This is a genomic window from Gordonia spumicola (assembly GCF_009932475.1).
Taxonomy (GTDB): Bacteria; Actinomycetota; Actinomycetes; order Mycobacteriales; family Mycobacteriaceae; genus Gordonia; species Gordonia spumicola.
In genome coordinates, this window is record NZ_BJOV01000003.1 from 937,273 (window position 1) to 961,304 (window position 24,032).

Below are 24,032 nucleotides of genomic sequence, written 5' to 3' on the forward strand. Positions count from 1 at the left end.
TCCTTGTCGTGTGGGGAGTCGCGGCTCAGACGGCGACCGGCTCGAAGCGCGGTTCGGCGGCCTTGGCGTCGCGTTCGGCCGTGACGGATGCGACGGCTTCGGCCACGGCCTGCTTCGCGTCGAAGTTCTTCATCAGCGGGAACACCTCCTCGCCCATGCGCTTGATGTCCGCGACGTAGTCGGTGAGGACGAGCATGTAGCCCGCGACGTCGAGCTCTGCCCACTCGTCGAGCTGGCGGGCGACGCTCTCCGGGGAACCCGTGATGAAGTCCGTCGACATCTGCACGGCGCCCTTCTGATCCATGCTGGCGAGGATCTCCGAGGTGCCGCCCTTGGCGGAGTCGGTGACGGCGCCCGTCATCATGTACTCGATCGCGGCGTGGTCGGCGTGCTCCACGTAGTGCGCGAGCTTGGCCTCGGCCTTCTCGTCGGTGTCGTCGACCACGACGCCGAGCGCGACGTACGGCTTCACCGGACGTTCGGCGTCGACCATGTCGACCTTGAACTTCTCCATGATCTCGGCCAGCGCCTCGCGGCCGCCCCAGGCGAGGCGGAAGTTGTAGTCGGCGTAGTCCTTGACGAACTTGATGGCGTCGTCGGATGCTCCGGCGGCGACGATTGGGATGCGCTTGTGCGGGAGCGGGCCCATCTTGAGGTCGTCGAACTGGAAGTGCTTGCCCTGGAAGTCGGTGACGCCCTCGTTCCACAGGGACTGGACCACGTGGGCGTACTCGGTGGCGAACTGCCAGCGGTACTCGTTGTAGTCGTAGCCGGGCCAGACGCCGAGCGATTCCAGTTCCTTGGGGTGCCAGCCGCCGGGGACGAGGTTCAGGGCGAAACGGCCGTCGGCGGCGTCGGCGACCGCGGTGGCCGCACGTGCCGCGAGTGCGGGATGGACCGCGAGGAGTTGGACCGAACCGATGAGCTTCATGAAGTCGGTGTCCCGGGCGAGGGCCGCCATCGTCGTCATCGACTCCATCGAGTCGTCCCAGAACCGGGTGGATCCGCCGTGGCCGCGGAGCGACGACATGGTGAGGGCGAAGGTGAAACCGTTGCGCTCGCCTTCCTGAACGATGTCGCGCAGGTGTGCGTAGGTCGGTGAGTACTGCGGTGCGGCCTCCGACATGAGGTAGCCGTTCCGCGAGTTGGGCATGAAGATTCCGAATTCCATTGGGGTTCGCCTCTCGTGCGTGGTTGCTTCGACCGATGGCTCACTTCATACGGACCATTCGGTATGTTGCGCCTTGAAAGCTAACTGAGTCCTGCGCCACAGTCAATGACTTCTGTGAACTGATCGATAGAAGCGCTCTCGAAATCGCCCTGATCATTGGGGATCGCCCGACATGCCGATCAACCATCGGGCGTGGAACCGGCGGCGGCACCCACCCGCCCCAGCCGCTGAATGACCCATATTTACATACCTATTGGTATGGACTGATCGACTCCACGGTGATAGGTTCGCACCAGAAATCTACATACCAACCGGTATGAACAAGGTCCGTCCCGTCCGAGGAGCCCCGATGACCGCATCCCACCCGTCCCCGCCCGTCACCGCGACCGCGGACGAACTCGCCGCAGCCGTCGCCGAAGCGAACATCCCCACCCTGCAGCTCGTGCTGGCACAACTCACCGGCGACGACGGATGGCTCACCGGCGACAACACCCCGTCCCGCACCATCGCCCTCAACGACAACGACGACGGCGGCTTCGACGCCGAGCACCAGTCCCGGATCCGCGCCGCGGTCGTCGATGCGCTCCTCGACATCCGCGACGGCCGTGCCGAAGTCCCGGCCCCGCCGTCGGACGAACGCCTGATCACCATGCTCAGCCGCTCACTCGGCGAGGAGGTGCCGATCGAGTACAGGCCGCTCATGGCGGAAGAGGGCAACTTCCGTCCACGCGACGCCGTCGCCTGGCACGGGCCGCGCCCCACGGCGGCCGACGGTCTGCACGTCCTGATCATCGGCGCAGGTGCGTCCGGAATCGCCGCGGCTGTGCAGCTCGACCGCCTGGGGATCGCGTACACGATCGTCGAACGGCGCTCCGAGATCGGCGGCGTCTGGCGCGACAACGTCTATCCGGGTGCAGGCGTCGACACCCCCGCGCACCTGTACGCCTACTCGTTCGCCCCCAACAACTGGTCGCGGTACTACGCCAAACAGCCCGAAGTACTCGCCTACCTGCAACGGATCGCATCCGAGTCGGGCGTGGGCGACCGTGTGCTGCTCAACACCGAGGTGGAGCGCGTCCGCTGGGACGCCGCCGAGAACGAGTGGGTCGCCGAACTGAGGCATCCTCTCACCGGTGTGACGACCCTGTCCGCGACCGCGGTCCTCACGTGCGTCGGCACCCTCACCGAACCTTCGGTTCCGACCGTCCCGGGTCACGACGTGTTCGCGGGCGAGCAGTTCCACTCCGCCCGCTGGAACACCGACCTCGACCTCGCGGGCAAGCGGGTCGCGATCATCGGGACCGGCGCCACCGCCATGCAGATCGTCCCGGCCATCGCCGACACCGCGGCGCACACCACAATCTTCCAACGCACCCCGCAGTGGCTGGTGCCGAACGTCAACTACCTGCGGCAGGTGTCCGGCGGCGTGTCGACGGCGATGGAGCAGATCCCGTTCTACGCCGCCTTCTACCGGCAACGGCTCATCTGGCAGTTTCAGGACAAGCTGCTCGCGACCCTCAAGCGTGATCCCTGCTGGGAGCACCCGGAGCGATCGGTGAACGACCAGAACGACAAGCACCGCCGGTTCTTGACCAAGGCGATGCTCACTCAGCTCGGGGACGACGCTGCCGAACTCGAAGACTCCGTGATCCCCGACTACCCGCCCTACAGCAAGCGCATCCTGATGGACAACGAGTGGATCGACACCATCCGCCGCGACGACGTCACCCTGGTCGCCGCGGGCGTGTCAGGGCTGGACGAGAGGTCGGTGATCGATTCCACCGGCGCGGCGCATCTCGCCGACGTGATCGTCTACGCGACCGGTTTTCAGGTTCGGAAGATGCTGGCGACGGTCGAGGTGATCGGCCACGACGGCGTGAGCATCAGGGACGTGTGGGGCGACGACGACGCCAGCGCGTACGTCGGGGTGACGGTCCCCGGCTTCCCCAACTTCTTCGTCGTCGGCGGCCCCCAGACGACACCCGCACACGGCGGCAGCGCCATCTACATCTCCGAATGCGCGATCGCGTACGCGCTCGGCGCCCTCGTCGAGATGGCGGAGAACTCGATCGCGTCCATCGACGTTCGTCGAGACGTGTTCACCGACTACAACGCCCGAGTGGACGCCGAGCACGAGACGCTCGTCTGGACTCACCCCGGCACCACGAACTGGTACCGGAACTCGGCGGGCCGCGTCATATCGGCGCTTCCGTGGCGCGGCGTCGACTACCGCGCGATGACCGAACATCCCGACCTCGACGACTACATCGTGGTGCCCCGGCACGAGCCCGTGCGGAACGTCGGATGACCGAGAGCGCGGCCCGACGCACGGTCGGCGACGTGGTGCCCGCCCTCGCCGACCTCACCGACGACGTCCTGTTCGGGGACGTCTGGAACCGCCCGGGCCTGAGTAGGCGCGATCGGAGTCTGATCACGGTCGCCGCACTGATCGCTCTCGGGCGCACCGAACAGCTCGGCGCGCACATGTCGATGGCGCTCGACAATGGGGGTGACGGCAGACGAACTCGCCGAACTCGTCACGCACATCGCCTTCTACGGCGGCTGGCCGGTCGCCTTCAGCGCGGCGGACGTCTTGCGTACCGCAAAGATCGATCGTCTCACCGGGTGACGGGGGCATTGTGCCCTCGAACCCCGGTGAGAGAAACGATCTTTGCAGTGTCAGCCCGCGGCACGGTCTTTGACCGAGGCGCGGAGCGCGGCGAGGAGGTCGGCGACCTCGTCGCCGCCGTCGTCCGAGCTCGCAGGCTCGGGTTCGACGAACGCCTCGTCGCCGCCCGCCTTCGCCTCGATGAGCTTGGCGAGCTCGATCTGATAGGTGTCCTCGAACTGCGAGGGGTCGAAGTCGGAGGCCATCGTCTCGATCAGGGACGCCGCCATGTCGAGCTCTGCGTCACGGATCTGGACGTCGGCGCTCTGGAACGCGAAGTCGGGGACACGGACCTCGTCCGGCCAGAGCAGGGTCTGCAGCGTCATCACGCCGTCGATCACGCGGAGTGCGGCGAGACGGGTCTTGTTGCGGAGGGTGAAGTTCGCGATCGCGAGTCGTTCGGTCCGTTCGAGCGCCTTCGCGAGTAGGACGTACGCCTTGGGCGACTTCGACGACGGTTCCAGGTAGTACGGCTTGTCGAAGTAGATCGGGTCCACCTGGTCGATGGGCACGAACTCGAGGATCGCGATCTCCGGGCTCCGGGTGACCGGCAGTTGGGAGAGATCGTCTTTGGTGAGGATCACCGGCTCCCCCGACTCCGACTCGTAGGAGTTGGCGATGTTCGCGAACTCCACCTCGGTGTCGGTGCCTTCGCGGACACGGCGGTAGCGTATGCGGGTGCCGTCGGCGGCGTCGACCTGATGGGAACTGCGGTCGTGACTCTCCGTCGCGGAATACACCTTGACCGGCACGTTCACCAGGCCAAAGCTCAGATCACCCTTCCAGATCGAGCGCATGAACCCGATTCTGCCATGCCCCGACGACATCGACAGGAGCATGATTTAGGGATGCCCGGTTCCAAGCTGGAGGTCGACGGCCGCCACATCACGATCACCAACCTCGAGAAGGTGATGTATCCGGAGTCGGGCACGCGCAAGTTCGACGTCATCCAATACGTCATCGAGATCGCCGACGCGATGCTCCCGCACATGGCGTCGCGGCCGGTCACGCGCAAACGATGGCCGCACGGCACCGGGTCCGGCCCGTTCTTCGAGAAGGCGTTGCCGCCGGGGACGCCGGACTGGTTGGCGCGCTTCACCATCGAGCACGCCGAGGGAAAGACGATCTATCCCGTCGCCCGGTCGGCCGCCGACCTGGTGTGGCTGGCGCAGATGGCGGCCCTCGAACTGCACGTCCCGCAATGGCGGATCGACTTGTCCGGCACCGGGTCGGCCGGGGACGAGTCGCGCCGCACGGATCGTCTGGTCATCGACCTCGATCCCGGGCCTGACGTGCCCCTGCACCGGTGCGCCGAGGTGGCGATCGCCATCCGGGACGTCCTGTCGGGTGCGGGCATGACGTCGTATCCGGTGACGAGCGGGGGCAAGGGCGTCCACGTGTACGCCCGCTTCCCGACACCGGTGAAATGCGAGTCGGCGCGGGCCGTCGCCCAGCAGATCGCGACGTCACTGGCGGCGGCGCATCCGACGGAGATCACGGCGACGATGGCGAAGGCCGCACGCGCGTCGAAGGTGTTCCTCGATTGGAGTCAGAACACGGCGGCGAAGACGACCCTGGCCCCCTACTCCCTGCGCGGCAGCGACCGACCGTGGGTCGCGGCGCCGCGGACGTGGGCCGAACTCGCCGATCCGACACTCACCCAGCTCGACTACCGCGAGGTCCTTGACCGGTACCGCGAATCGGGGGATCTCCTCATCGACCTCGATCCGCCGGTCGACGCCGTCGCCGGGGTGCCCGTCGATCTCGGGGAGTACCGGAAGTCGAAGGCGTCGCGGCTGCGGTCCGGCGGTCGACGCGCCGAGGGTCCGACGGTGGTGACCGGCGGGTCACGGGGGCCGCGCCCGATGTTGGCAGCCGACGAGGCCGTCGACGGTCTCACCACCGATGCGTGGGCATTCGAAGGGAAATGGGACGGTTACCGCATCCTCGCACGTCACAGCGGCGGTGACGTCCGTCTGTCGTCGCGATCGGGCATCGACATGACAGCCGATTTCCCCGAACTCCGCGAGCTGGGCACGGTCCTGCGTGGATTCGACGTGCTGCTCGACGGCGAGATGGTGGCGATCGACGCGACCGGCCGCAGCGACTTCACGCTGCTGGCGTCGCGGCATCATCGCGACGAGGAGTACACGCTGCGGTATCTGGTGTTCGACGTCCTCGAACTCAACGGGACCGACCTGACGTCCGCACCGTGGGAACGACGCCGCGAAGTGCTCGACGAGCTGGCCCCTGTCATCACGGCGGCGTCGATCGCCGACGTGCCGCCCCTGCTCGACGGCCCCGGTGCGGTCGCGGCCGAACTCGCCCGCGCGAACGGCTGGGAGGGCGTCGTCGCGAAGCGTCGTACGTCCACCTACCAGGCGGGCAGACGCAGCGCGGACTGGCGTAAGCACAAGAACTGGAACGACATCGAAGTGGTCGTCGGCGGCTTCCGCGCGGGACGCGGAAGCCGGTCCGGTTCCATCGGGTCGCTGCTGATCGGCCTGCCCGACGAGAACGGTCTCCGCTACATCGGGCGGGTCGGGACCGGTTTCACCGACGCCGACCTCGACGCCCTCCACGAGGAGTTGAAACCGCTGATCATCGGCCGCAGCCCGTTCATCGGCAGCCTCGACAAGCCCGTCGCGTCGAGCGCCACCTGGGTACTGCCGACGATCGTCGCCGACGTCCGCTTCATGGACTGGACGTCCACCGGCCACCTCCGCCACCCCAGCTGGCGGGGCGTCCGCCGCGACAAACTGCCCGGCGACCTGTAGTCGGTCGGGGAACCGACCGTCCCCCTGAACCGCGCTAGGGTCGACGCCATGTCGAAAGTGCCACGCGCGGCGTGGATCATGCTGGCCGTGATCGTCGTGCTCGGCGGAGGTTCGCTGATAGCCGTGCAGACCGGAGCGGCGCAGAGCGTCCTGTCGATGCTCGACGACGACGGTCCCGACTACCCGACGCTCGACACGTCCCGGCTGACCGCCGCACAGCAGCGCATCGTCGAGGTGACGCATACCGAGTTCGACGCGCAGCCGCCCGGCACGAAGTACTCCGACGGCGTCGACGAGTCGTGGTGCGCCGACTTCGTCAGCTGGGTGATGCACTCGTCCGACGTCGTCTACACGAACCCGAACTCCGGCGGCTGGCGCATCCCCGGCGTCGCCACCCTGACCGAGTACTTCCAGTCACGCGGCGACTTCCGCTCCGCCGACTCCGGCTACCGGCCGAAGCTCGGCGACGTCGTGCTCTACGCCGCCGACAGCAAGTTCGGCCAGCACACGAACATCGTCCTCAGGGACGACGACGGCGTCCTCACCACCGTCGGAGGCAACGAGGCGGGCCGGATCCGCATCGGCTCGTTCGCTCCGGCCACCGACGCTGGACTCGTCGGATACGGCGTGCTCTGACCGCCTTGCACGATTCTCGCTAACGTGGGACGGCATGCAGGCACTCGACGACGCACGCCCGTCTCGCAAGCGCAGACGGATCCTGATCTCGCTCGCCGTGATCGCGGTGGTGATCACGTGCGGAACGGTGGTCGCCGTCGAGACCGGGGCCGTCCGGACCGCGAGGGCCTGGCTCGACAGCCGCAATCGCGACTACCCGTCGATCGACACCGCGCGACTCACGCCGTTGCAGGCGAGGATCGTCGATGTCACCCGCGCCGAGTTCGGCGCACAGCCGCCCGGCACGAAGTACTCCGAAGGGGTCGACGAACAGTGGTGCGCCGACTTCGTCAGCTGGGTGATGCGGGCGTCCGGCCGACGGTTCAGCAACCCGAACTCGGGGAGTTGGCGCATCCCCGGCGTCTACACGCTCACCGAGTACTTCCAGTCGATCGACGAGTTCGAAGCCGCCGGTTCGGGCTACACGCCGAAGCTCGGCGATGTGATGCTGTACGACCACGACAGCCCGTTCCGGCAGCACACCAACATCGTGTTGACCGTCGACGCCGACCGCGTGGTCACGACGGTCGGTGGCAACGAGTGGGGAGGACACGTGAAGATCAGTCGGTTCGACCTCGACGACCGAGGCCTCGTCGGGATCGGCGTCCTCTAGGTCCGAACGTCGGTGACGTTTTCCGGCCTGGGACCGGAAAACGTCACCAAACGTCGCGGGGTGGGCTGAGGCGCCCGGTCACTCCAGGATGAACACGGGGATCTGGCGGTCGGTGTTCTTCTGGTAGTCGGCGTAGGGCGGGTACGCGGCGACGGCCAGCTCCCACCAGTGGGCGCGCTCGTCGCCGCTGATCTCACGGGCGGTCTTCACCGAGACGACGTCACCGTCCTGCACCGTGACCTGCGGGTTCGCCTTCACGTTGTGGTACCAGGACGGGTTCTCCGGGGCACCACCCTTCGACGCGACCATCGCGTACTTGCCGTCCTCCTCCACGCGCATCAGCGGGACGTAGCGCTCCTTGCCCGACTTGGCGCCGAGCGTCGTGAACAGCACCACCTTCATGCCGTTGATGCCGACCCCGTCGGTGGTGCCGTCGGCGAGGATCTGTTCGGTCTGCTTGCGGACCCACTCGGTGGGGCTCAGTTCGGGACTCATGACAACGACGCTAGCGCGATCACGCCGATCGTGCCGGGACGGACGCGACCTTTCGAGTCTTCCCACCGGAGTCGTGCGGCGGTCATCTTCACACGGGCGTGAACTCGGAGATCTTCCACGAGTCGCCGTCCTTGAGGAGGTGGACACGCACCCGGCTCCCGTCGAGCCGCGGTCCCTCGAGTTCCTTGCTCGTGGTGGTCTGGTTGACGAACAGGAGCACGGTCACGTCGTCCGCTTTCGCCGAGACGACGGCCGCCTCGACCACGTCGGCCTTGGTGACGATCGTGTCCCGCTTCGCGGCGGGCTGGATCACGGACGCCCCGAGTTGGGTGTACTCGTCCAGGAACTTGCCGGTCAGCAGCTTCTTCGCCGACGCAGGGAACGCGTCGTCGATGTTCCGGTAGTCGTAACTGAGGAGCTCCGGGACATCCCGGCGAGCGGCGTCGACCGCCGACTGCCCGGCAGCTCGATCGGCAGACGCCGAATCCGCCGTCCACCACACGAACGCGAGGCCGGCCGAACCGGCGACGATGACCGCGGCCAGCACAGCGACCACCATCGTCCGCGCACGCCGCGTCAGAGCAGCGGGCCACGACAGGGCTGCGCCCAGACGTCGCACGAGTCCGCGCCGCCCGGCGTCGGCGTCGGACGCCTCCTCCGCGACCTCGTCGACGGGCGCCCCGGACGGAGCCGTCAGGTCGACTGCCTCTTCACGCAGTTCGGTGTCGTCCATGCTCGTGTTCTCGTCTCTGTCCGTCGTCTCCGCGGTGACTGTCTCGGTGATCGTCACGACACGAACTCCACGTTCCCGACCTTCCAGTCGTCGCCGTGCTTCTCGAGGTCGACGAGCATGCGATACACGCGCTGCTGGCCGTCCGGCGCTTCGGTGTTCTTCACAACCGAACTCACGGCCGCGAGGACCTGCGCGGAGTCGTCGTCGGCCCGCACGATGCCCGCCTCCTTGACCGCGCCCGTCGATCGGACCTCACCGGAGGCGAGGACCTGCGCGAACGAAGCCGACAGCTGTCCGAACTGCTGTTGGAACGCCCCCGTCGCCACCGACGAGATCCGATCCAGATCGGCCTTGGAACGCTTGTAGTCCAGACTCACGAGTCCGGCGACGACGTCCTTCGTCACGTCGAGCACTTCGGCGTCGCGCGCCGAATCCTGCCTGGACTGGTACAGGTCGGCGCCCTTCACGCCGAGCAGCGTGAGAACGACCGCCGCGACGGCCGCCAACGCCCATACGAGACCCACGGACCGTCGTCCGCCCCGCGAGTCGGACTCGACGTCTACCACTTGATCAGCAACGACTGCCATGTCGCATTCCCCTTTCCAGAAGCTGTGCTGCTCGGTGTTCCAACGAAATAGGTGACCCCGTCGGGGCCTCGGAAGCGGCCCGTCGTCTCCGAGTACGGGACGGCCCGATCCACCGCGGACTGCCGTCTGCGCTTCGACGACGGCGGCTCGCCCGCAGTCGTTCCCGGGCGTGCGAGCATCCCCGGCCAGGTGGACGGGAGACCGCCGGGGCAGTCCTCGACCAGGGCCGCGCGAACCGACAGGTCCTTCGCGCAGGGCACGTTCCGCGCGCCGCGGGCGACTTTCGGATTGGCCGCGAGCACGTCGCAGTACTGATCCGGGACGACGGGGACTTTCCGCATGTCGGACGGGTCGCGCCGCTGAGTACGTCCGTACCCTTCGGTGCACGGCGGCGGGTTCAGGGTGTTTCCGAGCTTCACGTCGAGCGGCGCCTGCGGGCTGTCCCCGAGCGCGTAGTCCTTCACCGAGTAGAGCGTCCCCGACGTGAACGCCGGGTACACGGTCAGGATGTGGCGCAGGCCTGGGACGTTCACCCGGAGCACCTGCCCGACGGTCTGCAGATTCGCGAGCAGGGTCGGAAGCGTGGGCGTCAGGTCGTGCAGGGTGTTCGTCACCTCGTCGGCCGCGGCGGGCGCGTCCTCCAGCAGGGTGCGGATCTGACCGTCGCTCATAGCCAGCTGATCGGTGAACGACGCGAGGTTCGCCACCGATGCCCGCAGGTCGGACGCGACCGCGTTGCCGGTCCGGAGCAGCGGTTGAGCGTCGGTGATCAGGGTGACCGTCTGGCCGAGGTCCACCTGTGCGAGCCGCAACAGCCGTTGTGACGAATCGATGAGCAGCGCCAACCGATCACCAGTCTGCCCGAATCCGTCGGACACCGCGTCGACCGTCGTCTGCACATTGTCCGGCGACAGCGCGGCGACGAGGTTCATGGTGCGGTCCAGGACGTCCTTGGTGGGCGTAGGCGACACGTTGCCGCGCGCCGGAAGCACGTCGCCGTCGACGAGGGAGGGACCGTCGCCCGATCGCGGCACCAGGTCGACGTACTGTTCGCCGACGGCCGACTGACTCTTGATCCGCGCCGAGCTGTCCACCGGGATGTGCCGATCCGAGTCGATTCGGAGCGTCACGCGAACCGGTGCGGCCGGGTTCGTCAGGTCGAGGTCGACGCTGTCCACTCGGCCGACGGTCACGCCGCGGTAGGTGACGAGCCCGCTCTCGTACGCACCGCCGGCGACGGTGAACTCGGCCACCACGCGGTACGTCCCGAGCCCCGTCACCCGGCCGACGCCGATGTAGGCGATGAAGCCGTAGACCACGCTGACCACGGTGAGGAGGGCGAACACGATCAGCTGCCCTTTGACGAGCTTGGTGAGTCTCATCGTCGTCCCTTCGTCACGAGCGGAGCGCGGAGCGGATCTGCCGCCTGCCGGGAGAGCATCATCTTCTCGACGTCGATCTTCGGGAGACTGCCGATCACCTTGTCTCGGATGGCGCCGACCGACAGATCGAGCGTCAAGAACAGATTCTGGAAGTCGCCGCGCATGCCCTTGTCGATCGTGGTGACCGGGAACGGCACCGTCAGTCCGACGAGGAGTGATCCGACGAGGTCGTCGCCGGACTGTTCCAGACCGGTGAGCGCGGGGCGAAGCTCCGCCACGATCGACGCGAGATCGTCGTGGCTCGCGGTCAACGCCGACGACACCTTCGCCCCGAACGCGCCGACCCTGTCGAGCATGGTGACGAGTTCGTCCTGCTGATCGGCGAGGATCGTCAGGGCCGGTTCGAGGCCGTCGATCCCCTTGGCGATCGTCGAGTTCTGATCGGCCAGCGCCGCACTGAGACGTCCGAGCGAGTCGATGGCACGGCCGATGTCGCCGCGCTGCTCGTTCAGGCCGGCGACAAGAGTCTTCAGCCGTCCGATCGCCTGATTCGCCTGGTCGGTTCGGCCGCCGGTGGCGGTGTTGAGCTCGGCCATGATCGATCGGAGCTGTTCGAGCCCGCTGCCGTTGAGGATCAGCGACAGCGCGGCCAGCACCGACTCCGTCGACGGGTAGGCGGACGACGAGTTCACGTCGACGGTGTCGCCGGGGAGCAGATGCCCCGCGGCGGGCTTCTGCGGTCGCACGAATTCCAGGTACTGCGCGCCGAGGACGGAGGTCTGCGCCAGCTTCACGGTCGAGTTCGACGGGATCTCGACGCCTTCGGAGATCTCGACCTCCACCGACGCCACGCCCGCGGTGACCGCGATCGAACCGATCTGCCCGACAGTCACGTTGTCGTACTTGACCAGTGAGTTCGACACCAGATTCTGGACGTCGGCCAGCTTCACCGTCAGCGAGTACGAGTCGCCCGAGATCGCGGCGCCCGGCAGGGGAAGCGAGTTGGCTCCGTCGAACCGGCATCCGGCGACCGTCGTCGCGAGAATCGCGAGCGCGACGCAGATCGCCGCGAACCGCGTGCGCTTCATCGTCGGCCGCCCTTCTCCGGCGTCGCCCCGGCGGACCGCGCGAGTTCGGACGTGATCACGCGCGTGAGCGTGGTGTTCGCCTTCTGGCATTCCTTCTTCGGCGCGTCGACGGTCGTCAACAACGCGCAGATCAACGACACCGGGTCCGGGAAGTCGGCGATCGCCAGGCCCGCGGTGAGCGAGTTCGAGTCCGGGTCGTAGATGTTGTAGAGGTTCGACAGCGCGGTCGGTGCGGTGTGCAGGATCTGCGCGAGGTCGTCCTCGCGGTCGACGAGAAGCCTGGTGATGCGTGTCAGGTCTTTGACGTCTCCGCTCAGAGCCGACCGGTTGCGCGCCAGGTAGTCGCGGAGATCGGGGACCATTCCGTTGAGCGCCGTGATCGCGGCGTCGAGCTGGGTGCGGTTGTCGTCGAGCAGCGCCGAGGCGTCGCTGAGCTGTGCGGAGAACGAGACGATCTGATCGTCGGACGCGCGGAGCGCGGTCACCACCTGCTGCAGATTCCGCACCGTCGCGAAGAGATCCGGGCTGCCCGCCGACAGCGTGCCCATCGCGTCCGAGACCGCGTCGACGGCTCGGCGCAGCGATTGCCCGTTGCCGCCGAGCGCTGCGGCCGAGGTGTCCACGAATCGACTCAGTGCACCCTTGTCGTCGGCCGTCGTCGGCCCGAGCTGTGCGGCGAGGTCGGTCACCTGGGCCTTGATGTCGTCGAAGCCGACGGGCACGGCGGTCCGCTTCACATCGACGACGGCGCCGTCGGCCAATGCCGGTCCGCCCGCGCGGACCGGGTTCACGAACTGGACGTACCGTCCGGATACGAGGGTCGGCGACACGATCGCGGCGCGCGCGGTCTCGGAGACGAACACCGAACTGTCGTACGACACCTCGACCGCCACGTCACCCGGCGACGGCTCCACCGATTCGACGGTGCCGATCGCCACGCCGCGCATCTTCACCGGATCGCCGGCGAACAGGCCCGCGGCGTCGGTGAAATGCACGGTCGCACGGGTCGTGTGCGTCCGCTCCCACGCCACGGACACCGCGAGAGCGACCATCGCCGTGACGACGATGCCGATCACGATCACCGTCGGTGCGCCGAGTCGTCTCACTGCCTTCATCGTCCGCCTCCCGGGCTGCCCGGCTGCTGCCCACGCAGGTTGGCCGGGGTGATGTTCTCGAGCAGGACCGCGAAGAACGGGCCGCTGCCCAGAACGTCGGTGAACTGCATGACGTACGGCTTCATGCCGGTGATCGACTTGTCGAGGTTCGTGTAGTTGGCGTTGAGCGTCGCGGTGATGCGGCGCAGTTCGTCGAGCATCGGCGGGGTGGAGGTCCGGTTGTCGACGACCACGCGTTCGAGTTCGTTCGACATTCCCCGGAGGCTGACGAGCAGCCTCCGGATCACGCCGGCACGGTCGTTGAGAGCCTGGAAGAGCACGTCGCCGTCACCGATGAGGCGGGTGAGGTTGCCTTTGCGTTCGGCCAGGACGCCGGACAGCGAGCCCGTGTGCTGCAACAACGTGCGGATGCCCGAGTCCCGCGTGGACACCGTCCGCGCGGCGTCGGCGATGTCGTTCAACGAGCTCCCGAGGTCCGGCGGCAGGCCTTTCACCACCTTGTCGAGGCTCGTCACCGCGTCGACGACCTGCTTCTTGTCGGTGTCGGCGACGGTGGACGTCAACTGATCGAGAGACTCCGTCAGATCGAATCCGGACGTGGTGCGCGCCAACGGGATCCGATCGCCCACCTCACCTGTTCCGGAGGTGATCAGCTCGACGTAGCGACGTCCGAGGGCCGTCTCGACCTTGATCGACGCGCGCGTCTGCGAGCCGAGTTCCCTCCACCCGTCGGTGAGCCGCATCGACACGTCGACGTGGTCGTCTTCGAGCGAGATCGACGTGACCTTGCCCGCCTCCACCCCGGCGACGTGGACGGCGTCGCCGGAGTTCAAGCCGCTCGCGTCGGCGAACTCCGCGACGACCGTCGTGGTGCCGGGCCAGAAGGGAATGGCCCGATAGTTGAATGCGAGGGCGAGGATCACCAGGATCGCCACCGAGCCGATGAACCCGGCACGCAGCGCCCTGGTGGAGTCGTCGGGTCTCATCACTTACACCTCTGTGCCGGGACTTGGATCATCGGAGTGTCTTGGTGTCCGCCGTCGAGCGTCGGATAGCGGATCGCCAGGCCGCACACGAAGAAGTTGACGAAGCTGCCGTATCCGGATGACCGTCCGAGCAGCCGGTACGCCTCGGGCAGTTTCGCGAGCAGCATGTTGATCGTCGACGTGTTGCGGTTCAGGTTGGCCGCGAGGCCGCGCAGGTGCGTGATGTCGGCGGTCAGGTCCGGGCGGACCTCACTCAGCAGTCCGTCGAGCTGAGTGGTCGCCGACTCGATGTCGCTCAATCCGTCGACGAGCGTCGTCCGGTCCTCGGCGAGCCCGGACACCAGACGCTGCATCTGGACGATCATGGAGCCGAACGCGGCGCGCCGGTCGTCGACAGTCCCGAGCACAGTGTTCAGGTCGGTGACCATCGCCCCGATCGTCGCGTCGCGGTCGGCGACCGTCCTGCCCAGCTGTCCGACCTGCGTGACGAGTTCGCCGATGTCGTCGGTGCGCCCGTTCAGCACCGACACCAGCGCGGCCGACAACCTGTTCGTCTGGTCCGGGTCGACACCGACGAGCAGCGGTTTGAAACCGTTGACGAGGGCGTCCATGTCCAGCGCAGGCCGCGTCTTCGACAGCGGGATCACCGAATCCGCAGGGCGCGCGTCGGCGGTCTCCGCCACCGGCGTCATCAGCTCGACGTACCTGTCGCCGATGAGGTTCTTGTATTTGACGTTCGCGTTCGTCGCCATCGTGACGACCACCTCGGAGTCGACGTCCATCGACACCTCCGCGCCGAGGTCGTCGCCGGGCCCATCCGTGCGGACGACGCGGACGTCGGTCACCTTGCCGACCACGACACCTGCCACTTTGACGTCGTCCCCGGTCCGCAGGCCGGACGCCGATGTGAACTGCGCCCGGTACGAGGTCGTCGGGGTGAATCGCAGGTCGCCGACGACCACGAACAGCGCGGCGGTGATCAGCGCCGTCACCGCCAGGAACACGCCGAGCTTGATCGCCGGCCCCGTGACGTTCATCGGGTCATTCCGTAGATCAAGGAGGCGAACGGGTTTCCGATGATGTCCTCCGGGGTCTTCACATCGCGGTACGCGTGACTGCCGTCGTCGAAGTCGACGTGTCCGGGAGCCTTCGCGCCGGGCCCGCGCGGGTAGCCGTAGCAGCTGGGGCCGGACACTCCGGCGTTGTTCTTCGGTGCGTCGGTTCCGTTCCGGTAGGGCGGGTCGCCCATGATCAGCGTTCCGACGATGTCGAGGCCGGCCCTGGCGCCGCCGAACGCACGTTCCAGGTACTTGCGTCCGAGGTTCAGCCCGGACAGGAAGCACGGGAGGATCGGGCCGTAGTCACCGAGCACGCGGGTCGGCGACTCCAGCGCCTCCGCGGCTTTCACCAGCGGTCTCCCGGCGTCGGTCATGAACCTGTCCCCGGTGTTGCCGAATCGGGTGAAGCTCAGCAGGAACGACGTGAGCGCAGCCTGGTCGTCGACGACGGTCGTGGACGTGACCGTGAGGTTGCGGAGCGTCGTCATCAGATCGGGGCTGAGGTCGGCGAACGTGTCGAGGTTGTCGGCGCCGAGCTTCAGATCGCGCCGCAGAGTGGGAAGCGACTCGTTGAAGGTCGCCAGGTAGCGGTTCACGTCGTCGATGACCGAGCCGAGTGCACGTCCGCGGTCGACGATGCCCGTCTGCACGGCGGTCAGCGTCGAGTTGACACGCGCCGGGTCGATGCGGTCGAGGATGTTCACGAGAAGGTCGAAGGTGTCGAACACTTCGACGGGCGTCGTCGACGTGTCGATCACCGAACCGTCCTCGAGCCGCCCCGGAGACGGCGTCGCGGGCATCGCCAGGGCGACGTATTTGCGGCCGAACAGGGTGGTCGGCTCCATCTCGGCGCGGACGTTGGACGGCAGGTCGCCGAGGGTGTCGGCGTCGATCTCCATCCGGATGCGGGCGTGGTCACCGGAGACGTCGACGTCGGACACACGTCCGATGACAACGCCGGACAGCTTCACGTCCGACCCGGGGACGAGCAGGAGCCCCGCGCGTGGAGCGTCGAGGTAGACGGTCTCGGTGTCCAGGAATCGTCCGCGGTACGACATGAGCGCGAGGACGACGATGACCGCGACGACCGCCATCGCGGTGAACGCGTACACGAGGTGACGGGCCCGTGAATGCTCGATCATCCGGACACCCGCACCGTCGAGTGGACGCCGCCGTACAGCGCGATGCCGACGACGAAGTCGACGACCATGATGATGATCAGCGAGGTCCGCACCGCGTGGCCGACGGCGACACCGACGCCGGCCGGGCCGCCCTTCGCGTTGTATCCGTAGTAGCAGTGGACCGCCATCACGGCGACCGCCATGACGATCACCTTGAGCAGCGAGATCGCGACGTCGGTCGGCTGCAGGAACAGCTGGAAGTAGTGGTCGTAGGTGCCGGGTGACTGGTCGGAGAGGAACACGCTGACGAACTTCGTCGCCGCGTAGCCGGTGAACAGGGCGATCGCGTACAGCGGGATGATCGCGACGAGCCCCGCCGCGATGCGCGTGGACACCAGGTACGGCAGCGACTGGACCGACATCACCTCGAGTGCGTCGATCTCTTCGCTGACTCGCATCGCACCGAGTTGAGCGGTGAAGCCCGATCCGACGGTCGCGGTGAGCGCGACGCCCGCGATCACCGGGATCGCCTCTCGGGTGTTGAAGAACGCCGAGATGAAACCCGACATCGCCTCGACGCCGACACGTCCGAGGGAGCTCGAACCCTGCTGCCCCACTTCGTACCCGGCGGCGGCGGTGAGGAATCCGATGATGACGACGGTGCCGCCGATCACCGCGAGCGCACCCGCGCCCAGGGACACCTCGGCGAGAAGCCGTACGGTCTCGCGCCGGTAGTGAGTGAACGCTCGCGGGACCGCGCGCAGTGACGCTCCGTAGAACGCGAGCTGGCGTCCGAGACCGTCGGCCGGGGCGAGGACGCGTCCGAGGTCGGGCCGTTCGAAACGTGCACGCGACGGCTCCTGGCTGGTTGGCGTGCTTGTCATGAGTTCCTCCGATTCACCGGTGCCGCCTAATGCAGGGAGAGGGTCGTGATCACTGCGTTCGCGAGGAACAGCAGCACGAAGCTGAAGACGACCGTCTGGTTGACGGCGTCACCGACGCCCTTCGGTCCGCCACCGGCCTTGAAGCCGAGATGACACGCGACGACGGCCGCGAGCAGGCCGAAGATCCCGGCCTTCAGTTCACTGATGAGCAGGTCGGACGTCCCGGTGAGAATCGGGATCGCGGTGATGTACTGACCGGGTGTCGCCCCTTGCAGGAACACGCCGTACAGGTAGCCGCCGGTCAATCCGATCGCGGTGACCAGGCCGTTGAGGAACACCGCCACCACACACGAGGCGATCACCCGCGGTACCGCGAGACGCTGGATCGGGTCGATGCCGAGCACGCGCATGGCGTCGATCTCCTCGCGGATGGTCCGCGAGCCGAGATCGGCGCAGATGGCTGTGGCTCCAGCGCCCGCGACGACGAGCACCGTGACGATGGGACCGATCTCCCGGATCACCGCGACGCCCGCGCCCGCTCCACTGAGATCGATGGCGCCGATCTCGTTGAGCAGGACGTTGATCTGGAAGACGACCATGACGCAGAACGGGATCGACATGAGCATCGTCGGGACGATCGACACGCTGGCGATGAACCACGCCTGCGACACCAGTTCACGCCACTGGAACGGGCGTCTCGGCAGCGCTTTGAGGATCTCCCAGAAGGTCAGGAAGAACTCCCCGACGGTCACCACTCCGTTGCGGGCCCGACCGAGTGCGGGAGCGAACGCGGAGGTCATCGGCCCACCCACTGTCCGACCGGGGTGATGGACAGGCGCAGGGCTCCTAGAGCCGCGGCGGGGACCACCGGCGCGTGCGGCTCGACCGGCACGATGCGGCGGTAGCCCTCGCCGGGCGCCGGGCGAGTGTCGGCGTCACCCTTGTTGGGCCAGAACGACGCCGCCCGCTCGGCTTGCGCGGAGATCGTGAGCGACGGGTTGACGCCGAGATTCGCCGAGACCGACGAACCGTCGACGACGCTGAGCGTCGGATACCCGTGCACGCGGTGGTAGGGGTCGATGACGCCGGTGGTCGCGTCGTCGCCGATCACACAGCCGCCGAGGAAGTGCGCGGTCATCGGGACGTTGAACACTTCGCCCCAGGTGCCAGCGGGCACGCCGCCGATCTTCTCCGCGATCCGACGGGTGGCTTCGTTTCCGGCCGGAATCCACGTCGGATTCGGTTCGCCGTGACCCTGCCTGCTCGACAGTCGCCGCCCGAACAGACCGCGCCGCGTGAAGGTGGTGATGGAGTTGTCGAGATTCTGCATCACGAGGGCGATGACCGTCCGCTCGCTCCATCCCTTGACCGCGAGGATCCGGCCGGTGGCGATCGGATGCCGCAGGAGGACTCCGAGGAACCGCAGCCATCGGGGCAGCCTGCCGTCGCCGTCGGTCATCGGCGCCTGCAGCATGCCCATCGCGTTCGACCCCTTGCCGTATCGGACGGGCTCGACATGGGTGTCCGGCGTCGGATAGAACGACGACGTGATCGCCACTCCCTTGGTGAGGTCCAGGGACTCGTCGACGTCGTAGCGGATGGCGCCGAGGATCGACTCCGAGTTGGTCCGAGTCAGCTCGCCCAGTCGAGGTGAGAGCGCAGGCAGGCGATCACCGTCGCGCAGCTTGTGAAGCAACCGCTGAGTGCCCCAGGTCCCGGCCGCGAACACCACATTGCGCGCGGTGAACACGGTCCGCCGCTTACGAACCCATGCACCGGTCCGCTCGGTGTGCACCTCCCGCGATCCGTCGGCCGACTGTCGGACGTCGGTCACCGTCGTCAACGGGTGAACCGTCGCACCGCCCCGTTCGGCCAGGCCGAGGTAGTTCTTCACGAGAGTGTTCTTGGCGCCGTGACGGCAGCCGGTCATGCATTCGCCGCATTCGATGCAGCCGGTGCGGTCCGGACCGACACCGCCGAAGTACGGGTCGGAGACGGTGGCGCCCGGTTCCCCGAAGTAGACGCCGACGGGCGTCTGGATGAAGGTGTCACCCGCTCCCATGTCCTCTGCCACCGACTTCACGATCTCGTCGGCCGGCGTCAGGTGCGGGTTGGTGACCACGCCGAGCATCCGGCGAGCCTGGTCGTAGTGCGGCCCCAGCTCGTCCTCCCAATCGGTGATGTGCGCCCACTGGGGATCGTCGAAGAACGCTCCCGACGGCTTGTACAACGTGTTCGCGTAGTTGAGCGAGCCGCCGCCGACGCCCGCTCCGGCGAGGATCACGCAGTCGCGCAAGAGGTGGATGCGCTGGACGCCGTAGGCTCCGAGCTTCGGCGCCCACAGGAAGCGGCGGAGATCCCAGCTCGTCGACGCGAAGTCGGAATCGGCGAAGCGGCGTCCCGCCTCGATCACACCGACCCGATACCCCTTCTCCGTGAGACGGAGCGCGGTGACGCTGCCACCGAAACCGGAGCCGATGACGAGGACGTCGTAGTCGGTCCGATCGGACTGTGCGCGCGGGGCTGCTGCAGACAAGGTGCGGTCTCCGTAGACGAGGGTGATCCAACTGACCACTGATGAACACTGTGATTTGTGCTGCACCATGTTTATACAGTTATGGAGAAACTGTCAACAACTTCCACAATGTAAAGAAACTTGTCACTATGGTCCGAACAGTCTCCACGCTGGACACTCGACTACGAGTCGTAGACTGGCCGCATGAGTCAGATCCGGTCGTTCCAGAGCGAGGTCAGAGACCTGCTCCGCAACCGGATCCTCGACACCGCCCGCGACCTCGTCATCGACGGCGGATGGTCGTCGGTGAACATGTCGAAGGTGGCGCGCATGGTCGGCATCAGCCGGGCGGGCCTGTACAACGAGATGGGCACCCGGCAGGACCTGGCGGCCGCCCTGGTGGCGCGCGAAGCCGATCGCTTCCTCACCGGGGTGGCCGACGCCATCGCGTCGCACCCGGACGACCTGGTCGCCGGCCTCGCGGCCGCGGCGGCGAGCACCCTGCGGACCGGCGAGGAGAACCGCCTCCTGCTCTCGGTCGTCCAAGGCGTGTCCGGAACACCGGAGAGCGAACTGCTGTCACTGGTGGCCGTCGATTCGGAGACCGTCCTCGGCCGCGCGATGGAGACGGTGTCCGAACAGGTTCGCCTCATCTCACCGGCGATGCCCGACGACGATCTCGCGCTTGTCACCGAGGTCATGGTCCGGCTCACGGTGAGTCACCTGCTGCAGCCCCGCGGCGATCAGCAGGCCGCGGTCGACCAGATACGCGCCACCATGCGCGGACTGACCGCCACGCTCGACTGATCCCCAAGACACGAAAGTGGACCGTCCGGCGTGGGGGATGGTCACCGGACGGTCCACAATTGTGGCGACGGGACGGGGCCGCCGCCGGTCTCGGGGGAGAGATCAGCTCAGGTGATGCACCTCCTGCAGCCCGTAGACAGGCGTGTCGAGTCCCTCGAAACGGGCCTTGAGCTGCAGCGCGAGGTACAGGGAGTAGTGGCGGGACTGATGCAGGTTGCCGCCGTGGAACCAGAGACCCGGTTGCTGGGTCGGCTTCCACATGTTGCGCTGCTCGCCCTCCCACGGGCCTGGATCCTTGGTGGTGTCCGAGCCGAGACCCCACACCTTGCCGACGCGGTCGGCCACGTCCTGCCCCATGAGATCCGCGGCCCAACCGTTCATCGAGCCGTAGCCGGTCGCGTAGACGACGACGTCGGCGGGCAGTTCGGTGCCGTCCGAGAGGACCACGCTGTTCTCCGTCAGGTGGTCGACGCCGCCGTGCGCGAGCTTGATGGTGCCGTCGGCGACGCGCTCACATGCACCGACGTCGATGTAGTAGCCCGACCCGCGTCGCAGGTACTTCATGAACAGACCGGAGTCGTCGTCGCCGAAGTCGAGGTCGAAACCCGCGGCTTCGAGGCGGCCGTAGAAGTCCTTGTCGCGTTCACGGATCGCGTCGTAGATCGGGATCTGGAACTGGTGCATGATCCGGTACGGGAGCGACGCGAACGTCATGTCGGCCTTCTTGGTCGTCATGCCGCCCTTGACCGCCTCCTCGCTGTAGAGGGCGCCGAGGCCGATCTCCATCAGCGAGTCGGACTTCACGATGTGCGTCGACGAGCGCTGCACCATCGTGGTGTCGATGCCGTTCTCGACGAGCGCCTTGCAGATGTCGTGCGCCGAGTTGTTGGCGCCGATCACGACGACCTTCTTGCCGATGAAACCGTCCGGGCCGGGGTGACGGCTCGAATGATGCTGGTCGCCGAGGAACGTGTCCGCGCCGGGGAAGGTCGGGACGTTCGCCTTGCCGGACATGCCGGTCGCCAGCACCAGCTGTGTCGGGTGCAGCGTCATCGGCTCACCGTCGCGGACCAGCTCGACCGTCCAGCGTCCGGCCGCTTCGTCGTAGCTCGCCGACGTGCACTCCGTCTTGCTCCAGTACGGCACCTCCATGACCTTCGTGTAGAACTCCAGCCAGTCGCCGATCTTGTCCTTCGGCGCGAACACCGGCCAGTTGTCGGGGAACGGCAGGTACGGGAGATGGTCGTACCAGACCGGATCGTGCAGGCAGAGGGTCTTGTAGCGACCGCGCCACTGGTCGCCGGGGCGGTCGTGCTTGTCGACGACGATCGACGGGACGCCCAGCTGACGCAGTCGCGCACCCAATGCGATGCCGCCCTGGCCGCCGCCGATGACAAGCACATACGGTTGGACCGACCGGCCGAGCTCCGCGGCCTCGATCTCCTGCCGCTCGGCCCACGACTTGGCGCCGGGGTCACTGCCGTGCACCGCGCCCAGTACGCGCGACGCACCGAGCGGCTCCTCGTGATCCTTCAGCTCCTGCAGCGTCGTCAGCAGCGTCCACGCGCGGTCCTGACCGTCGTCGTCGGCCTTGATGCGGAGGTGACCGTCGCCTCGGCCGGTCGCCGTCTCGAACCGGATGAACGCCTCGACCACGCCGTCGGCCTCCGACGGAGCGTCGCTGGCCGCGAATCCGCGCGGCACCGTGTCGGCGAGCCGCTCGTCGAGCATTCCGGCGATCTGGTCCCGCCCCTCCATCGTCTTCAGGTTCCAGGTGAACGACACCAGGTCGCGCCAGTAGCAGTCGGCGACGAACAGGGACGCCACCTGTCGCGGGTCACCGGCCGCCAATGCGTCGTTGAACCTCGCCAGCCAGGCGTCCATCCGCGCCGCGGCCGAACCGGCCTCGGTGTTCATCACGATGTCCGCGGTCTGCGTCATCTGAATTCCTCTCGTCGCTGTTCTGCACTCGTTGTGATGGACAGCACACTCCCCGAGCGAGGGGCGCGACAAGGGTTGCAGAGGGTTGCAACGTCGTTGCGCCGACGCCGACGCGGGAGGACGCTGTCAACAGTCGGTGTGACAGCCGACACAGACAGGGGATGACGACATGCCGACAGCGCTGCACAACGCCGCACTCGAACCCGCCCTCACAACCGGTGAGGATCCGCGCAGTTTCGCGCAGGTCTTGCACGCCGTCTACGACGCGGCGATGGCGGGCGAACAGCTCCCCGCCCGCCCGAGATCGGTGATCGGGCAGTCGTGGGAGCGGGCAGTCGACGCCGGGGTCGACCCTGACATCGGAGGTCCAGGCGATCCGATCTCGGCCGCGGACCTCGACGAACGTCGGTCGACGTCGGGACTGGCCGGGCTCCTCGGCGACCTCACGAACGGGCTCGACGCCGTCGTCCGCGACAGCCCGAACATCCTCGTCGTCGCCGACGCCGACGGCCACGTCCTCTGGCGGGCCGGCAGCTCGGCGGTCCGTCGCCGCGCCGACCATCTCGGGTTCGTCGAAGGCGCGTCGTGGGCGGAGAACGCCGTCGGCACCAACGCGATCGGCACCGCGCTCGCATCCGGGCGGGCCGTCCAGGTGTTCTCGGCCGAGCACTTCGTCCGCACCCACCACGCGTGGACGTGCACGGGCGCACCCATCCACGACCCGAGGACGGGCGGGCTGCTCGGGGCCGTCGACGTGAGTGGACCGGCCGCGACGATCCATCCCGCCACCATCGCCCTCGTCGACTCGGTGGCACGCCTGGCCCAGGCCAGACTGCAACTCGACCACCGCGATCGGCTCGACATGCTGCGCGCGGTCGCCGCACCCATCCTGGCCCGCGCGAGCAGGCCGTCGCTCGCCGTCGACGAGTACGGCTGGGTGGCCGCGGCCGACAGGATGACCCCGACCAGGCGGATCGTCCTGCCCGACGACGTGACGCCGTCGCGCATGCGCATCGCCGACCTCGGCCTGTGCGATGTGGAACCGCTGCCGGGCGGGTGGCTGGTCCGTCCCACCGAGACGACGCCGCACCGGGGCACGACCGTGACGATCGGCGACGGTCCCGACGGGCGGGCCGTCGTCACCGTGCGGACGTCGGACGGCGAGTGGACTCACCGCGCGACGCCTCGCCACCGTGACCTGCTCGTGCAGTTGGCGGCGTCTCCGATCGGCTGCAGCGCGGCGGAACTGTCGTCGGCCCTGTTCGGCGACCCCACCAGGACCGTCACCGTCCGTGCCGAGATGTCCCGGCTCAGGAAGGCCCTCGGCGGCCTACTCGCCACCGGCCCCTATCGCTTCGCGCCGGGGGTCGACGTGCGCGTCGAGTGAGCGGGCCCGACGTCTTGCGAGACGCGCCG

Annotated in this window: 21 protein-coding genes and 2 pseudogenes; 8 read left to right on the forward strand and 15 right to left on the reverse strand. The window is 67.6% G+C overall.

The window, feature by feature from the left end; all coding sequences use genetic code 11:
* Nucleotides 1-25 precede the first annotated feature (25 nt).
* Nucleotides 26-1,171, reverse strand: a complete 1,146-nt coding sequence (locus GYB83_RS10475) for an LLM class flavin-dependent oxidoreductase (RefSeq protein WP_161895423.1) — start codon at nt 1,169-1,171, stop codon at nt 26-28.
* Between the two features lie 349 nt (nt 1,172-1,520).
* Between GYB83_RS10475 and GYB83_RS10480 the strand changes: the two genes are divergently transcribed.
* The 3 genes and pseudogenes from GYB83_RS10480 (at nt 1,521) to GYB83_RS23975 (ending at nt 3,800) form a co-directional block, all read left to right on the forward strand.
* Nucleotides 1,521-3,479 carry a flavin-containing monooxygenase gene (locus GYB83_RS10480; protein ID WP_161895424.1) on the forward strand — a complete coding sequence of 653 codons (1,959 nt, stop codon included), beginning with the start codon at nt 1,521-1,523 and terminating at the stop codon, nt 3,477-3,479.
* Nucleotides 3,476-3,613 (forward strand): annotated as a pseudogene (locus GYB83_RS23970) (carboxymuconolactone decarboxylase family protein); the annotation flags it as partial. The gene GYB83_RS10480 and the pseudogene GYB83_RS23970, both read left to right, overlap by 4 nt.
* Before the next feature lie 61 nt (nt 3,614-3,674).
* The gene (locus GYB83_RS23975) at nt 3,675-3,800 is read left to right on the forward strand and encodes a carboxymuconolactone decarboxylase family protein (RefSeq protein ID WP_308469477.1); all 126 of its coding nucleotides are present in this window, start codon (nt 3,675-3,677) and stop codon (nt 3,798-3,800) included.
* A 62-nt stretch (nt 3,801-3,862) separates the two neighbouring features.
* On the opposite strand, the pseudogene ku reads toward GYB83_RS23975, so the two are convergent.
* Nucleotides 3,863-4,636, reverse strand: a pseudogene (gene ku, locus GYB83_RS10490) (non-homologous end joining protein Ku); the annotation flags it as partial.
* Between the two features lie 51 nt (nt 4,637-4,687).
* On the opposite strand from ku, the gene ligD reads away from it, so the two are divergent.
* Genes ligD through GYB83_RS10505 form a run of 3 tightly spaced genes read left to right on the forward strand, consistent with a single transcriptional unit; the run spans nt 4,688 to nt 7,904 of the window.
* Entirely contained in the window at nt 4,688-6,616 is a 1,929-nt protein-coding gene (ligD, locus tag GYB83_RS10495) for a non-homologous end-joining DNA ligase (protein ID WP_161895426.1), read from the forward strand.
* Nucleotides 6,617-6,664: 48 nt separating this feature from the next.
* Complete coding sequence (locus tag GYB83_RS10500) at nt 6,665-7,252, forward strand: CHAP domain-containing protein (protein WP_161895427.1); 588 nt, start codon at nt 6,665-6,667, stop codon at nt 7,250-7,252.
* 34 nt (nt 7,253-7,286) lie between these two features.
* Complete coding sequence (locus GYB83_RS10505) at nt 7,287-7,904, forward strand: CHAP domain-containing protein (RefSeq protein WP_161895428.1); 618 nt, start codon at nt 7,287-7,289, stop codon at nt 7,902-7,904.
* 78 nt (nt 7,905-7,982) lie between these two features.
* Here the strand turns inward: GYB83_RS10505 and GYB83_RS10510 are convergent, their stop codons facing one another.
* The 12 genes from GYB83_RS10510 to GYB83_RS10565 form a co-directional block, all read right to left on the reverse strand.
* Nucleotides 7,983-8,399 (reverse strand): nitroreductase family deazaflavin-dependent oxidoreductase, encoded by a 417-nt coding sequence (locus GYB83_RS10510; RefSeq protein ID WP_161895429.1) that lies wholly within the window; start codon nt 8,397-8,399, stop codon nt 7,983-7,985.
* Nucleotides 8,400-8,487: 88 nt separating this feature from the next.
* On the reverse strand, nt 8,488-9,189 hold the full coding sequence (locus GYB83_RS10515; protein ID WP_186349757.1) for an Rv1363c family protein: 702 nt from the start codon (nt 9,187-9,189) through the stop codon (nt 8,488-8,490).
* Nucleotides 9,186-9,719 carry an Rv1363c family protein gene (locus GYB83_RS10520; protein WP_228461378.1) on the reverse strand — a complete coding sequence of 178 codons (534 nt, stop codon included), beginning with the start codon at nt 9,717-9,719 and terminating at the stop codon, nt 9,186-9,188. Before GYB83_RS10520 ends, GYB83_RS10515 begins: the two co-directional genes overlap by 4 nt.
* Nucleotides 9,692-11,101, reverse strand: coding sequence for an MCE family protein (locus tag GYB83_RS10525; protein WP_161895430.1), 1,410 nt, complete (start codon nt 11,099-11,101; stop codon nt 9,692-9,694). Before GYB83_RS10525 ends, GYB83_RS10520 begins: the two co-directional genes overlap by 28 nt.
* Nucleotides 11,098-12,189, reverse strand: coding sequence for an MCE family protein (locus GYB83_RS10530; RefSeq protein ID WP_161895431.1), 1,092 nt, complete (start codon nt 12,187-12,189; stop codon nt 11,098-11,100). Before GYB83_RS10530 ends, GYB83_RS10525 begins: the two co-directional genes overlap by 4 nt.
* On the reverse strand, nt 12,186-13,304 hold the full coding sequence (locus GYB83_RS10535; RefSeq protein WP_161895432.1) for an MCE family protein: 1,119 nt from the start codon (nt 13,302-13,304) through the stop codon (nt 12,186-12,188). The genes GYB83_RS10530 and GYB83_RS10535 overlap by 4 nt, the downstream gene beginning before the upstream one ends.
* Complete coding sequence (locus GYB83_RS10540; protein ID WP_161895433.1) at nt 13,301-14,290, reverse strand: MCE family protein; 990 nt, start codon at nt 14,288-14,290, stop codon at nt 13,301-13,303. The genes GYB83_RS10535 and GYB83_RS10540 overlap by 4 nt, the downstream gene beginning before the upstream one ends.
* The gene (locus tag GYB83_RS10545; protein WP_161895434.1) at nt 14,290-15,327 is read right to left on the reverse strand and encodes an MCE family protein; all 1,038 of its coding nucleotides are present in this window, start codon (nt 15,325-15,327) and stop codon (nt 14,290-14,292) included. Before GYB83_RS10545 ends, GYB83_RS10540 begins: the two co-directional genes overlap by 1 nt.
* Nucleotides 15,324-16,490: an MCE family protein gene (locus GYB83_RS10550; RefSeq protein ID WP_161895435.1), complete on the reverse strand. Its 1,167-nt coding sequence runs from the start codon at nt 16,488-16,490 to the stop codon at nt 15,324-15,326. The genes GYB83_RS10545 and GYB83_RS10550 overlap by 4 nt, the downstream gene beginning before the upstream one ends.
* The gene (locus GYB83_RS10555) at nt 16,487-17,353 is read right to left on the reverse strand and encodes an MlaE family ABC transporter permease (protein ID WP_161895436.1); all 867 of its coding nucleotides are present in this window, start codon (nt 17,351-17,353) and stop codon (nt 16,487-16,489) included. Before GYB83_RS10555 ends, GYB83_RS10550 begins: the two co-directional genes overlap by 4 nt.
* Before the next feature lie 26 nt (nt 17,354-17,379).
* Complete coding sequence (locus tag GYB83_RS10560; RefSeq protein WP_161895437.1) at nt 17,380-18,153, reverse strand: MlaE family ABC transporter permease; 774 nt, start codon at nt 18,151-18,153, stop codon at nt 17,380-17,382.
* Nucleotides 18,150-19,889, reverse strand: coding sequence for an FAD-dependent oxidoreductase (locus GYB83_RS10565; protein WP_228461380.1), 1,740 nt, complete (start codon nt 19,887-19,889; stop codon nt 18,150-18,152). The genes GYB83_RS10560 and GYB83_RS10565 overlap by 4 nt, the downstream gene beginning before the upstream one ends.
* Before the next feature lie 183 nt (nt 19,890-20,072).
* Here GYB83_RS10565 and GYB83_RS10570 point away from each other — a divergent pair, with 183 nt between their 5' ends.
* Nucleotides 20,073-20,675 carry a TetR/AcrR family transcriptional regulator gene (locus GYB83_RS10570; protein WP_161895439.1) on the forward strand — a complete coding sequence of 201 codons (603 nt, stop codon included), beginning with the start codon at nt 20,073-20,075 and terminating at the stop codon, nt 20,673-20,675.
* Nucleotides 20,676-20,777: 102 nt separating this feature from the next.
* Here the strand turns inward: GYB83_RS10570 and GYB83_RS10575 are convergent, their stop codons facing one another.
* Nucleotides 20,778-22,616 carry an NAD(P)-binding domain-containing protein gene (locus GYB83_RS10575; RefSeq protein WP_161895440.1) on the reverse strand — a complete coding sequence of 613 codons (1,839 nt, stop codon included), beginning with the start codon at nt 22,614-22,616 and terminating at the stop codon, nt 20,778-20,780.
* Nucleotides 22,617-22,785: 169 nt separating this feature from the next.
* Here GYB83_RS10575 and GYB83_RS10580 point away from each other — a divergent pair, with 169 nt between their 5' ends.
* Entirely contained in the window at nt 22,786-24,003 is a 1,218-nt protein-coding gene (locus GYB83_RS10580; RefSeq protein ID WP_161895441.1) for a GAF domain-containing protein, read from the forward strand.
* Nucleotides 24,004-24,032 lie beyond the last annotated feature (29 nt).